14 protein-coding genes, 1 pseudogene and 2 riboswitches are annotated in these 13365 nt (G+C 70.8%); of the genes and pseudogenes, 10 read left to right on the plus strand and 5 right to left on the minus strand.

The window, feature by feature from the left end; genetic code table 11:
- Window positions 1-86 precede the first annotated feature (86 nt).
- From ACZ4K2_RS35510 to ACZ4K2_RS35550, 9 genes and pseudogenes are all read left to right on the plus strand, one after another.
- Window positions 87-161 (plus strand): putative leader peptide, encoded by a 75-nt coding sequence (locus tag ACZ4K2_RS35510; RefSeq protein WP_467480535.1) that lies wholly within the window; start codon window positions 87-89, stop codon window positions 159-161.
- Between the two features lie 55 nt (window positions 162-216).
- The gene (locus ACZ4K2_RS35515) at window positions 217-1479 is read left to right on the plus strand and encodes a vanadium-dependent haloperoxidase (protein WP_467480526.1); all 1263 of its coding nucleotides are present in this window, start codon (window positions 217-219) and stop codon (window positions 1477-1479) included.
- Window positions 1480-2350: 871 nt separating this feature from the next.
- Window positions 2351-2626 (plus strand): hypothetical protein, encoded by a 276-nt coding sequence (locus ACZ4K2_RS35520; RefSeq protein WP_467480524.1) that lies wholly within the window; start codon window positions 2351-2353, stop codon window positions 2624-2626.
- Entirely contained in the window at window positions 2524-2766 is a 243-nt protein-coding gene (locus ACZ4K2_RS35525; RefSeq protein ID WP_467480532.1) for a PepSY domain-containing protein, read from the plus strand. The genes ACZ4K2_RS35520 and ACZ4K2_RS35525 overlap by 103 nt, the downstream gene beginning before the upstream one ends.
- Window positions 2767-3063: 297 nt before the next feature.
- Window positions 3064-3157: riboswitch (glycine riboswitch) on the plus strand.
- Between the two features lie 5 nt (window positions 3158-3162).
- Window positions 3163-3248, plus strand: a riboswitch (glycine riboswitch).
- Window positions 3249-3526: 278 nt separating this feature from the next.
- Window positions 3527-4621, plus strand: coding sequence for a PLP-dependent aminotransferase family protein (locus ACZ4K2_RS35530; RefSeq protein WP_467480521.1), 1095 nt, complete (start codon window positions 3527-3529; stop codon window positions 4619-4621).
- Window positions 4622-5112: 491 nt separating this feature from the next.
- Window positions 5113-5370: pseudogene (locus ACZ4K2_RS35535) on the plus strand (histidine kinase dimerization/phospho-acceptor domain-containing protein); the annotation flags it as partial.
- A gap of 179 nt (window positions 5371-5549) precedes the next feature.
- Entirely contained in the window at window positions 5550-5831 is a 282-nt protein-coding gene (locus ACZ4K2_RS35540; protein ID WP_467770007.1) for an ATP-binding protein, read from the plus strand.
- A 51-nt stretch (window positions 5832-5882) separates the two neighbouring features.
- Window positions 5883-7157 (plus strand): COG4705 family protein, encoded by a 1275-nt coding sequence (locus ACZ4K2_RS35545; RefSeq protein ID WP_467480517.1) that lies wholly within the window; start codon window positions 5883-5885, stop codon window positions 7155-7157.
- A gap of 251 nt (window positions 7158-7408) precedes the next feature.
- On the plus strand, window positions 7409-8146 hold the full coding sequence (locus ACZ4K2_RS35550) for an alpha/beta hydrolase (RefSeq protein ID WP_467480515.1): 738 nt from the start codon (window positions 7409-7411) through the stop codon (window positions 8144-8146).
- A gap of 254 nt (window positions 8147-8400) precedes the next feature.
- Here the strand turns inward: ACZ4K2_RS35550 and ACZ4K2_RS35555 are convergent, their stop codons facing one another.
- The 5 genes from ACZ4K2_RS35555 to ACZ4K2_RS35575 form a co-directional block, all read right to left on the minus strand.
- Entirely contained in the window at window positions 8401-8667 is a 267-nt protein-coding gene (locus ACZ4K2_RS35555; RefSeq protein ID WP_467480514.1) for a GlsB/YeaQ/YmgE family stress response membrane protein, read from the minus strand.
- A gap of 93 nt (window positions 8668-8760) precedes the next feature.
- Window positions 8761-9027 (minus strand): Sec-independent protein translocase subunit TatA, encoded by a 267-nt coding sequence (gene tatA / locus ACZ4K2_RS35560; RefSeq protein ID WP_467480512.1) that lies wholly within the window; start codon window positions 9025-9027, stop codon window positions 8761-8763.
- Between the two features lie 38 nt (window positions 9028-9065).
- Window positions 9066-9650, minus strand: a complete 585-nt coding sequence (locus ACZ4K2_RS35565; RefSeq protein WP_467480510.1) for a TerD family protein — start codon at window positions 9648-9650, stop codon at window positions 9066-9068.
- Window positions 9651-9821: 171 nt separating this feature from the next.
- Complete coding sequence (locus ACZ4K2_RS35570) at window positions 9822-10538, minus strand: hypothetical protein (RefSeq protein ID WP_467480507.1); 717 nt, start codon at window positions 10536-10538, stop codon at window positions 9822-9824.
- 155 nt (window positions 10539-10693) lie between these two features.
- Entirely contained in the window at window positions 10694-11269 is a 576-nt protein-coding gene (locus ACZ4K2_RS35575; RefSeq protein WP_467480505.1) for a TerD family protein, read from the minus strand.
- 478 nt (window positions 11270-11747) lie between these two features.
- Between ACZ4K2_RS35575 and ACZ4K2_RS35580 the strand changes: the two genes are divergently transcribed.
- Window positions 11748-13274: a serine/threonine-protein kinase gene (locus ACZ4K2_RS35580; RefSeq protein WP_467480503.1), complete on the plus strand. Its 1527-nt coding sequence runs from the start codon at window positions 11748-11750 to the stop codon at window positions 13272-13274.
- Window positions 13275-13365: the final 91 nt, after the last annotated feature.

Below are 13365 nucleotides of genomic sequence, written 5' to 3' on the forward strand. Positions count from 1 at the left end.
GCGGAACCACAAAGCCTGCGTTGCGGTGCCAGGCGGACCACCTCGCCCTGTTGACCGACCATTTCGCTCTGGATAGCGTCCCCGGCATGCGGATTACCCTGCGGTTCACCCGGCGACGCGCCGTCGATCTGCTGCGTGTCGCCGCCGCGCTGTGTAGCTGACCCGCACCTGTGCCCCGGTCAGAAGCAGTTGCCGCACGTCCGCGAGGGAGTACCTGTGAACCCGCTCACCACCCGCCGCTCCGCCCTGAAGGCGCTGGGCTCGGCCGCACTGCTGGCCGCCTCCGTCACCGTCCCGTCCGCCACGGCTGCCGGGGCGGACGAACGGACGTCGAGCCCGTCCGTGGCACTCGACTGGTACGACACGACGGCCGCCACCATCGCGGCCGCCGGCGCCCCCACTCAGATCACCAACAACCGCACTTGGGCCATCAGTTGGCTCGCGGCGACCCGAGCCACCCGCAGGGTGCCGCCCGGCGTCGACCGGAACCACTTCCAGGACGTGGCCCTGGCATCCGCCGTGCACGACGTCTTGGTGGCCCTGGTCCCCTCCCGCACCCAGGATCTGGACGCCGCGTTGCGCAGCACGCTCGACCGCGTTCCGGATGGGCCGGCCAAGTCCAAGGGCGTGGCGACCGGCGCGCGCCATGCCCGGCTGGCCCTCGCCTCCCGTGAGGGCGACGGTCTGGACCCGGTCTCGGTGAACGAGCCGTTCACCGTCCCGCCGGCGGCCCCCGGTGTGTGGCAGCCGACGCCGCCGGGTCACGCCCCGGCCGCGCAGTACGGCAACCGGATCGCGAGGCCCTTCCTGCTCGACGGTCCCGACCAGTACCGGCTGCCCGCGCCGCCCGCCCTGGACTCCGCGCGCTACCGTGCCGACCTGGCCGAGGTACGGGCCTACGGGGCGGTGGACAGCACCGTACGCACGGCGTTGCAGACGGAGACCGCCGTCTTCTGGTTCGGCTCCTCGCTGACGCTGTACACCGAGCCGTTGCGGGTCGCCCTGGCCCGGTCGCCACGCTCCGTCCCCGCACGCGCCGCGCTGGTCGCGCTGTTCCACGTCGCCCTGGTGGACACGCAGATCGCCACCTCCGACACCAAGTACGCGTATCTGCGCTGGCGTCCCGTCACGGCCATCCGCACCGGCACGATCGACCCGGACCCCGATTGGACACCGCTGCACGTCACCCCGGCCCATCCCGACTATCCCAGCGGCCACAACACCTACGCGGGCGCGGCGGAAACGGTCCTCACGGCGCTCACCGGGCCGCACACCGCACCGTTCGAACTGACCAGCCCCACCGCCCCCGGAGTGACGCGCAGGTACACGGCCTGGAGTCAGCTGTCCCAGGAGAACGAGGACGCCCGTGTCTACTCCGGCATCCACACCCGCTCGGCCGACGTGGCCGGTCTCGCCCTGGGCAAGCGGGTGGCGGAACACGCACTGCGCACCGCGGAACGCCTTTTCGGCGCCGGGTGAACGATGCCTGAGCGTGCACCCGGCGACTGCTTGGCGGCTGCCGGCCAGGGGGTGAACCCGGAGTCACCGTGCAACTGGCTTCACCACTCCGGCCCACCTGGTCGCCTCCGGGTACCTGGCGGCCGCGGCCGCCGGGTACCGCACGGTTCGCGCTGCGCATGGCGACGGCCACGCTCACCAGCCTCACCCGGGGGCTTGCCCGGACAGTCCGCGCCGGCCGTTACTTGGACGACCGGGCCGTGTGCCTCGACGAGGCAGCCCGGCGCCGCGCCCGCCAGAGCATCAGCCCGCGAGAACACACCCTCGGCACGCCCAACGCGCGAGGACACCGCCATCCGCCAGGCGGCCCACACCAACGTCCTTGTTGGACTTCCTGCTTCAACTCCCGCATGGGCGGCGCGACTTCCGCGCCTGCTCCAGCGTTTCGACGCGAACGGCCGGACCAGCTGACGCTGAAGTCCCGGCGCGGAAGGGCAGCGCCCGACAGGAGTGGACCGCCGTCGAGGCCCCGACTGGGCGGCGGCCGGCGCTCATTAAATAGGGATACCTAGAAGCGCGCCTACGGATAGCTCCCGGGAGGGTGCTGAGGAGAGAGTGCCCCAGCGACGACGCAAGATCCTCTGCGTCACCGCTGCTGTCCACAAGAGGCAGTCTCCCCCCTCCCCCTGAGGAGTTCCCCATGCGTGGAGCATCCATACGCACTTCCGAGGCGGTTGTCATGGTTGCGACAAGCTTTGTGGGTGCGAGCGCACTCGGTTCGGCTTCCGCCGCCCCCGGCCGGCCCGCGCGGGCCGCCGGCCCCCTCGCATCGCGCCAGGCTTCCCCCGCCGTCATAGCCGCCGCCGCGCACGCCCATGCGACGGCAACCGGCGTGACCGAGGACGACGTGCTGACGGCCACGGACGCCCTTCAGGACGCCAACGGCAAGAAGCACGTCCGGTTCCAGCGCACGCACGACGGCCTCGCGGTGCTGGGCGCCGATCTGATCGTTCACCTGGACGCCCGCGACCAGTACCTGGGCGTGACCCGAGCGACCCCCGCGCGATCTCCCTCGCCAGCACCACACCGAAGAAGTCCGCCGCCGACGCCAGGGCCGCGGCGGCCGACGCGGCCGCGGGCAAGGCCGGCCAGGCCGAGCTGGTCGTGAGCGCCCTGGCGGGCAAGACACCGGTCCTCGCCTACCGGATACGTGTCACCGCCAAGGCGACCTCGACCGACACCGGCGTGCGGGACGTCATCGTCGACGCCACCACCGGCAAGGTGCTGAGCAACGCCCCGACGGCATAGGAAAACAGACATCGCACGGAACCTTCTCCGCTCCTCCCGACACCGGAGTGCCGCCCGGCCGATCGACGTAATCCGGTGTGCATGGGGCGGCGTGGATTCGCGAGTGAGCGCCTGCACGCGATCCACATGTTCACGGACATGTGGGACCGGACACGGAAGAATTCCCGCCGGGCATGCTCGGCATCAAGTGAGATTAGGTGTCAGCCCGTTGTCGGCCCTGTGGCAGCACTTGACGGCCTGTTGCTCCGCCCGTAAGTTCTCGTGCCCGAGGATCACCACAACCGAACACGCCGCCATCGATCCTGCGCGGGAGAGCCCGTCCCTTCGGGGACGGCGCCGAAGGAGCAAATCCTCCCCGGAAACTCTCAGGCACCCCTACCGCACAGCGGAGGCGGACTCTGGAAAGCAGACGCCCCACGCGTCTCGCCCACGGTGCAAGCCGCTTCCTTCTACGCGGTGAAGCTCTCAGGCTCATGACAGAGGGGGAGGGCCATCTGGCCGCACGCGCCCGCGCGTGCTCCACCCTCCAGGAGCCTCGACGACTCACCCGTTCCTCGCACCCTGGCGTGTCCGCTCTCTCCCGCCACCGGACGCGGGCCCCGGGGCGCCGCGGCATCAGCCGCGCGCACTCACGCCGCCGACCTGCCGTCGGTGAGTCCCGGCGCAACGGCCCGGACACCGGCAACGGCGTGGATGCGCTGATCACGCCGCTCCCAGCCTGCTCTCACGTCGCGTGCAGCCCCGTTCGCAAGGAGCGCCCATGTCCCAGACGTTCCCGTCGTTCCCGTCCTTCTCCGGTGACACGGATCCCGAGTTGTCGGCCGCCGTGGAGAGCGAGGACGACGCACGACTCGCCGCCGAACGGGCCGGAAAGCTGTTCGGCGCAGCGCATGCCCGCGTGCTCTGCCGCCCCGGTCCCGAGGCCAACACACTGGTGATGTCCGCGCTCCTCCGGCAGGGCGACACCGTGCTCGTGCCGCATCCATGGCCGGACCCCGACCCCACCTCGACACCCCAGGCGCATCCGGACGGCCCGGCGGACCGCTACGACCTCATCCGTTACCCCCTGCACGGCTGCCACTCCCCCGCCTGCACCGAGCACGTGCGCCGGATCGCCGAGAGCCGACGCCCCCGGCTCATCATCGCGGGCCGCCCGGAGTACCCACGGCACGTCGACTACGCGGGACTGCGTCGGGCCGCCGACGCGGTCGGCGCACTGCTGCTGGTGGACATGGCGAACGTCGCCGGACCGGTCGCGGCCGGACTCCACGCCGGCCCCCTGCCCTACGCCCACATCGCCACCACCACCACACATCCTCATGTCGGCGGCGTCGTGCTCACCGATGACCCCGCCATCGCGCGAACCCTCGACACAGCCGCCTTCCCCGGCCAACAGGCCGACAGCCCGTGCTGGGGCACGGCCGAACGGGCCGCGGCCTTCCGCCACGCGGCCTCACCACAGTTCCGGGACCACCAGACACGCAGCCTGCGCGCCGCCCGCCTCCTCGCCGCCCGCCTCCTCGCCGACGACATCGCCGAAGCAGGAGTACGCGTCCTGACCGGCACCACCGAGACCGACCACCTGCTGATGTCACTGCCCGGCGGGTACGCGAACCGCCCGGACGCCGCACAAGCCCTCGACGAACTCGGCGTCGCCCCACGGCGGATCACGGCCCCCTCCACCACCGACACGCCCGCGGCACACCTGACGCTGAGCCTCGACGTCTCCCACCTACCGACGCTGTGCCGCGACGACACAGAACTTCGCACCGTGAACGAGGCAGTCGCCCACGTCCTCGCTCGTACCACCAGAGAACCAGGCCCGGGGGCACCAAGGCCCCGACGCAGGGACTGACCGCGTCAAGCAACGAGGCTGGAGTGCTGGTGATGGTCTCGCACGTCTTGCTGAGCCGGGTGACCGACGCCGACGCGAACACTGTGGCGCGTACGCGTGCCGAGGCGGTGGCGGCGAACGTAACCGTGCGCCGCGGCCACGTCGTGCTGATCGAGAGCGGCAACGAAGCCCTGGACACGGTCTCGTGGGTGTATGCCGATGGGCACCTCGTTGACGGGATCGTCCCCGGGAGCCTTCTTGGTCGCGTTAAGGCGCTTGCGGACGCCGGGCAGCCCAAGACCACCACGGTCGGCAGGTACCTGCTGTACGCCCAGCCGATCCGCCTCGAAGGCCACCGGGTCGCGGCGGTCGTGCGGGTGGAACTGACGCCGTACGCGACGTCAGAGCGGCGCAGCCTGGCCATGTCGCTCGTCCTGGGTGGCATCACGATCCTGCTCGCCGGCGTCGTCGCGTACCTCGTGGTGGGTCGTGCGTTGCGGGTGGTTCACGAGATGGCCGCTCTTGCCGACGACTGGGGGGATCACGAACCCGGGCGCCGATTCGACCTCGGCGTTCCTCGCGACGAATTCGGAGAGCTCGGTCGGACTCTCGATCGCCTGCTCGGCCGCATAGACAACGCGCTCGCTGACGAGCGCCGCCTCACCGATGAGATCGCCCACGAGTTGCGGACGCCCCTGACGGTCCTGCGGGGCGAGGCACAGCTGGCGCAGCTCTCCGGTCATGACCTCGCGCCCGAGTCCGTTCTGAGGGAGGTCGACCGCTTGAACACTGCCATCACGACGATTCTGAGTGCCGCCCGGACACGGACCGGTGACGGCGCCCGCTGCGATCTCAGGACGGCGGCACGACAGACGATAGCCGGCCGCTCCATCGAGCTGCCATCCCGACCGGCGTCGCCGTCGCCGTGGCGGGCGAACTCGTCGTGGCCGTGTTGTCACCCCTGCTGGAGAACGGCCTGCGCCATGCGAGCTCGCATGTTCGGGTCACGGCGCGCATCCAGCCCCAGGACGTCGTGGTCGATGTCCTCGACGATGGTCCGGGATTCCATCCGGCGGAGGTCGACCGGGTCTTCGATGCGGGCGTGACCAGCGGCGACGGGCACGGGTTGGGGCTGGCCGTGGTGCGGCGTCTCGCCGCGTCCGCAGGAGTGGCGGTCCGTGCGATCGCGGATGGTCACGGACGCGTCGAAGTGACCTTCCCCGCACCGTAGACGATCGCGTGGTCAGGTTGTGTGCAGGTCGACCGGGTCAACCTGCACCGCATGACAACGACAGGCGAACCCCGCACACGCCACAGCGGGCGGCTGATGCCGAACAAGGTTCCCGAGGTCACCATCTGGTTCTGGGTGATCAAGATCCTGTGCACGACCGTCGGTGAGAGTTTCGCCGACTGGATCAACATGAAGCTGGGCGTCGGCCTGGTGAACACGGCCTGGATCTTCACCGCGGGGTTCGTAGGGGTTCTGGGCGTCCAGCTTCGACTGAAGCGGTACGCCCCCTTCCCGTACTGGCTGACCGTGGTCGTCGTCAGTGTCACGGGCACGCTGTACACCGACATCCTCACCGACCGACTCGACGTGCCCCTGTGGATCAGCTCAGCAGTGTTCTCGGTCCTGCTCGCGGTTGTCTTCGGCGTGTGGTGGCTGCGCGAGCGCACCCTCTCGATCCACTCGGTCACGACGCTGCCGCGCGAGTCGTTCTACTGGCTCGCCGTTCTCGTCACCTTCGCGCTCGGCACCGCGACCGGCGACTGGACCCTCGAACTCACCGGCTGGAGCCCGGGATTCTCGGTCCTGCTGCCGCTCGGCCTCATCGCGGCGATCACGCTGCTGCGGAAGTCAGGCGCGAACCCGGTGCTGTCCTTCTGGCTCGCCTACATCCTGACCCGCCCGCTGGGCGCCAACATCGGCGACTGGCTCGCCTCCCCGAAGGTCGCACAGCCGGGCGAGCCGACCGGCCTCGCGCTGGGCACCTCCACCACCAGCCTGATCTTCCTCGGCTTGATCCTGGCGACTGTCGTCTACCTGACGGTGACGCGCTCCGACGTGACCGAGGCCTACGACGCCACGCACACCCCGCAGATCACCGCCGACCATCGCAGGGAGCGCATCGCACTGGCCGGCTTCGGTCTCCTCGCCTTCCTCACCGGGGGCCTGCTGCTCTGGGCGCACGGCCAGCCACACGTCGGCCCGGCGCCGGAGGCCGACGCCACCTCCACCGTCCACCTTGCCCCCGGCCAGGCCGTGGAGAAGTTCCCGCCCGCGAAGGTCAACGCACTGAAGGCACTCGCGTCGACCTCGCTCAAGGACGCACGGTCGGGTCACGCGACCGGAGCCCACACCGCTGCCCAGTCGCTGCGAGACCTATGGGATGCCGACCAAGCCTCGTTGCAGCCGCTGGACGACACCGGTTGGACCTTCATCGACGCCCAGATGGACCAGGTCCTGAAGACCTTCGGCATCGACCACCCGAACCCGCCGATGTCGCCGGCGCAACAGGAAGCGGAACTCACCACCCTCCTCGCGGACATGCGCTGACAGACGTGATCGGCGCCGGGACGGCAGTCGCTGTAGGTGTTACGGCTCCGTGGCCTTCCGCCACGGAGCCCGCGCAGGAATCCACTTGGCGGACCACCGGGAGCACTGCTACGTTTCCGAAGGCCGTGCTGGAGAACAAGGAGGTGGTACCCGTGAACGCAGTATCGACATGGGTGCTCCCCCCTGGGGTCACGGTCGGACGATAGGTCGTCCGGGAGCGCCGTTCACGAGCACTCCCGAAAGGCACGACCATGCGCTTCACCTCTGAGAAGCATCTCGGCGACGGCGTCCTCGAACGCGAATTCACCCTCGGTGAGATCCCCGGCATTCTGTGGACTCCTGCCTCCGCGTCCGCGCCGACACCGCTGATCCTGATCGGCCCCCCACCGCTCGGGCTGCGCAAGATGTATCCCCGGCTGGCGGGGCGGGCCCGGCACTACGCGGCGGCGTACGGCTTCGCCGCGGCCACCATCGAGCTTCCCGGGAGCGGCGACCGGCCCCGTTGGCCCGCCGTCGAACAGGCCCGCGCCGACCTGCGCCGGGCGGTGGAAGCAGGCGAGCCGGTCGGTGACAAGGTGGTCGACGCCCTCATCCTCCCGCTGGTCGAGAAGGCCGTCCCGGAATGGCGAGCCGCCCTGGACGCCATCCTGTCGCTGCCCGGGATCGGCGGCCCGGTCGGGTACGAGGGGGGAGTGATCTCCATCGGCATCCGGCTGGCCGTGGTCGAGCCGCGCGTCGTGGCCGCCGGTTTCTTCGCCGGGAGTTTCGTGCCCGCCGCCATGTTCGAGGAGGCCCGTCAGGTCACCATTCCGCTGCAGGTCCTGCTGCAGTGGGACGATGAAGGGAACGACCGGCAGGCGGCCCTGGACCTGTACGACGCCTTCGGCTCCGAGGAGAAGACGCTGCATGCCAACGTGGGCGGGCACACTGGCGTCCCTCGGTTCGAGCTCGACGCCGGGGCCCGGTTCTTCGCCCGCCACCTGAAGTGAAGCCGAACGGGCAGGCCATCCGCAGACACGTGACAGCGGTACACGAACGGTTCCCCAGTCGTGTCACGCCGACGGCGACCGATGCGATGGACGACCTGCTCACCGGCTGACACAGCGAGCGCCTGCCGGACTGGCTCGTCGCCGTCCGGCAGGACTGGCCTGCCCGGCCTCCGCACGCTCGCCGTCGAGACCGAGAAAGACCGTGTCGCCCAGAACCTCACCCGGTCCCTGGGTACCCCCGCGTTCCAGCCGCGTCAGTCGCGGGAATTGCCGAAGAGGAGGCGGTAGGCGATCAGCAGGACCAGGGAGCCGCCGATGGCCGCGCCCCAGGTGGCGAGGTCGAAGAACTGGTTCTGTACGGGCCGGTCGAGGAACTTGGCGGAGAGCCAGCCGCCGGTGAAGGCGCCGGCGATCCCGATGAGGGTGGTGCCGATGAGGCCGCCCGGGTCGCGTCCCGGCAGGAGTATCTTGGCGATGGCTCCGGCCAGGAGTCCGAGGATGATCCAGCTGAGGATTCCCATGAGGTGACGCTGCTTTCCGATGAGGTCCGGCGGACGCTGGGGGGCCGGCAGGCCCGGGGTGGAGTTCGCCCGGAGCGGGTGGTTGCGGGCTGGTCAGGCCCGCGGTGTGCCGTTGCCCGGCTGATCTGCAGGGCGGCCGACGGTGTCACCGGGTGCGGTGCGGATGACGGGCGGAGTCGTGGTCCCACGCGAAGTCGCCCGCACTGTGGTCGGCGTCTGGTCGGACTTCATCGCTTTGACCTCGCTCTTGAGGATGCGGGCGGATTTGCCCAAGGAACGGGCGGCCTCGGGAAGCCTCTTGGCACCGAAGATCAATATGACGACGGCGAGGACGATGGCCAGTTCGCTGATGCCGAGCATGAGTTCCGTCTTCTCCCTGGTGGCAGTCGGCAGGGTGGCTAGAGGTGACTGGCGATGGCGGGCATCAGGTCCCGAAACGTGCGGCCGTCGGCCGGTTGTCCAATGGTGGACATGTGCCATCCACCGCCGGAGCGGTGGACCTTGGCCATGATCTGGGCGGTGTGGGAGCCGCCGCCGGAGAGGGTGTAGCGGGCCAGTTCCTGACCGGTGTTCTCGTCGATGAGGCGGCAGAAGGCGTTCTGCACCTCGGCGAAGGTCTGCCCGGTGAAGGAGTTGACGGTGAAGATGATCTGGTCGACGTGGGCAGGCAGGCGCAGCAGGTCGACGAGGATGGATTCGTCGTCACCGCCCTGCCCGGCACCGCCGACGAGGTTGTCGCCGCTGTGGCGGACCGAGCCGTCGTCGCTGACCAGGTGCTGGAAGAAGACGACGTCGATCGGCTCGTTGCCGGCGAAGAGCACCGCGGAGGCGTCGAGGTCGATCTCGCGCGGACCGGTGAGCTTGGCGAGGAAGCCCTTGCGGGGCGCCGCCTGCCAGCCCAGCCCCATCCGCACGACGCCGAGCGGTTGCCCGGTGCTCTTCTCCAGGCTGATCTGCTGGCCCTTGGTCAGCGTGACTGTCACCGATTTCCTCCTGGTACTCGGGGGCGGAGCGCGATGCCCGGTAGTGCATGGGATAGCCCAGATGAATCTACAGCACTGTAGAAGCAGTGAGTTGGGACGCGCCCGGTCCTGCCCGATACGCCATGGCCCGGCGCACCGGCTCGGCGTGCGCCCCCTCCCGTGGGAGCGGTGTCAGTCCCGGAATGGAAGAGAGGGGCCGGCGAAGTCCGGGCTGCTGTAACCAGGTCTTGCGTTCCGCGGGGCGGGATGCGGGGCGGGGCGGGACCGCAACGCGCGGGTGGGTAGCTGGTGCAGCTCACGGCGCAGGAACGGGAGCAGCCCACGGTGAAGGAGGGCTCGATGCCACGCCGCGCGGGCTCGGGCGAGGGAGGCGGTATCCGGCTGCGGGTTGCGGGTCGTGGCGCGATGCCGGGCTGCGGTGAGCACGAGTGCGGTGCCCGCAGCCGCGGCGGCGAGCACCGCCACGGCCCCGGCGACCCAGCCGGCCCGGATCAGCGCGACGGCGAGGGGCTGTTGGGTGTCGGCCAGCCGGAGCCCGTAGCCGAGGAGGAGGAAAATGGCCGTCGCCGCGGCGGACAGGACGGGCGTAAGCACGGCCAGTGCCGACAGCAGCCCATTCCCGGCGGTGGCGGGCACGGGCTCGCGGGGCCGGCCGGCGGGGGCCGGGTCGGCCGCGATCCGCAGCCGCAGCAGGGCGGCGTACTCCGCGGCCGCTTCCGCGGCGATCGCGTCGGCCGCAGTCAGCGCCCGCGCGCGCAACTGATCGGCAGTGACGTTCCCGGCCGACTGGTGCAGGGCCTCGCGGATGTCAGCTTCGTCGAGCGCGACGTGCAGCATCCGGTCGAAGTCTGCTCGGTCGACGGCTTCGAGGCGGCCGGACTCGATCATGAAGGTCCCCCGATCATGCGGTGCGGGCCGTGGCCGGCTTCTTGCGTGACGCCGGCCTCTCGGCGACGCGGCCGGCCGGCCGGCGTGTGGCAGCGGACATGCTCGCCGCGGGCGGGCCGGACGCACGATCCGGCCCGCCCGTAGAACGTGGTCGGTCAGACGTTGACGCCGAAGTCGGAGGCGATGCCCGCCAGTCCGGAGGCGTAGCCCTGGCCGACCGCGCGGAACTTCCACTCCGCGCCGTTGCGGTACAGCTCGCCGAAAACCATCGCGGTCTCGGTCGCGGCGTCCTCGGACAGGTCGTAGCGGGCCAGCTCGGCACCGTCCGCCTGGTTGACGACGCGGATGAAGGCGTTGCGGACCTGGCCGAAGCTCTGGCCGCGGTTCTCGGCGTCGTGGATCGAGACGGGGAAGACGATCCGGGCGACGTCGGCGGGGACGCCGGTCAGGTTGACCTTGACGGCCTCGTCGTCGCCCTCTCCCTCACCGGTGAGGTTGTCACCGGTGTGCTCCACCGAACCGTCGGGGCTCTTCAGGTTGTTGAAGAAGACGAAGTGCTGGTCGGAAAGCACCTTGCCGGACTCGTCGACCATCAGCGCGGAGGCGTCGAGGTCGTAGTCGGTGCCCGTGGTCGTGCGGACGTCCCATCCGAGGCCGACCAGAACGGCGGTCAGACCCGGCGCCTCCTTGCTCAGCGAGACATTGCCGCCTTTGGAGAGGCTCACACCCATGTCGCATCCCTCTTCGTGTCCAAGGGCCGGGCGCAGGAGCCCGGCCTCTGAGCGATCATCTCAAAATCTACAGCACTGTAGAAGTTGCTGAGGGCTGTCCGGACCGGCCGTCCCGGAACCTGGGACGGCACGAGGCGCTTCGGCGTCGTCCGCGCGGCGCGACGTGCCCTCGCACCCGGCGCCGGGCCCGCAGCCCCGCGACCCCGCAGGAAGGACGTGAAGGGCGTCAACGCATCGCGTACGTCCCCTACTTCACCCAACGGTCCCGCAGGTCGGAGCGGTGGAGGCCCGGTCGCGGCACCCGGCCGGGAGACAGCTCGCCGACGGCGCGGCAAGTGGACCCGTCGCGCGGACGGGGAGCGCCGGCGCACTGCCGGAACCGGTCGCACAGGGGTACTCGGGGCTGTCACGGGTACGCGGGTCCGGCGCCGTCCTGCAAACGGCCGCACGCATACCCGTCGCAGCAGTGGGAGATGACATGAGGCTCGGCCAGTCGGCTTCGTCGCTGTCGCGGTGCTCCACGGAGGTGCTGGCCGGACGGTACCGCTTGGGCACGGTCATCGGTTCGGGCGGCGCCGGCGATGTCCACCGCGGCGTCGACCTGCGCCTGAAGCGGCCGGTGGCGGTCAAGGTCTTCCGCCTCGGCACCAACGTGGACACGGAGGAAGGCCTGCACAACGAGGCCATGATCCTGGCCCGGTTGCAGCACCCCGGCCTCGTCACCGTGTACGACGCCGGACGGCACAACGGCCGCGCCTTCCTGGTCATGGAACTCATCGAAGGCCCCACGCTCAAGGACCGCATCGCCGCGCGTCCCCTGGCCCCGGGTGAGACCGCCGCCATCGGCGCCGACCTCGCCCGGGCCCTGGACCACGCGCACCAGGCGGGGATCGTCCACCGCGACATCAAGCCCTCGAACATCCTGCTCGACGCGTCCGCCCACCCGCACCTGACCGACTTCGGCATCTCCCGGCTGCTCGACACCACCAGCCACACCGCCACCGGCACACTCGTCGGCACACCCGCCTACCTGTCCCCGGAGCAGGTGCTCGGCCAGGCCGTCGGCCCGCCCGCCGACATCTACGCCCTCGGGCTGGTGCTGCTCGAATGCATCACCAACAAGCTCGAGTACGACGGCGGTCCCCTGGAGGCCGCGATCGCGCGGCTCCACCGCCCGCCCGAACTCCCCGGCTTCCTGCCCGAGGAGTTCGCGGCCCTGCTGCGGGACATGACCGCCCTGGACGCGTCGGCCCGCCCGTCGGACGGGGACTGCGCCCGGGTCCTGGCCGCCCTGGCCGACACGAGCGGATCCCCGGCCGTCCCGGCCGCGCCCGAGGTCACCAGCCTGGTCCACGCGCGGGCGCAGGGAGAGGCGGACCGGACGCACCCGCGTTCGCCGCGCACCACCCGTGCCGCCCTGTCGAAGGTCACGCCCACCCGCGGCCGTCTGCTGGTCGCCGGCGGGGTCGCCGCGCTGGCCGCCGTCATGGCCGGCAGCTTCGCCGTCTCCGAGGACGGCCATCCGCACCAGACCAGTGGCACCACGGCGACCCCGGCCGCGAGCAGCCCCGCCAAGCACGCCGACTCCCCGAGCGCGCCTGCCGTCAGGAAAGAGGCGGCGCCCGCGGCCGCGACGTCCACCACCCGCGTTGCCTCCACCGGACGGCACCGGGCCCCCGCGCCCGGCCGCGACTCCGGCCCGGCCACCGCCGTCCCGCGCCCCTCCGCCTCTTCCTCCGCCCCCTCTTCCACCACCGCCCCGAGTGGCTCGGTCTCTCCGTCCGCCACCCCGAGCCGGGAGACGGCCACCGGCACAGCCACCGGTCGCCCCACGGCACCGCCGTCCCCCTCCACCACGGACGGCACCCCGGACGACCGGACCACGGGGCCGTCCGATCCGCCCACGAGCTCGGAATCCGGTTCTCAGTCCCCGAGCGAAGGACCCGGCAAGCACAGGAAGCCCGGGCCGCCGCAGGACAAGGGCTGGAAGAAGAACAAGCCCTAGCCTGCGCGTTTCACTTGCCACGGTGTCCGGATCTTGAGCGGGAACGCGAAAGTGCCTTCCGAGCTGGGACGATGAGGCTTGTCTAAGGTCT

The organism is Streptomyces sp. NPDC025833 (assembly GCF_055558055.1).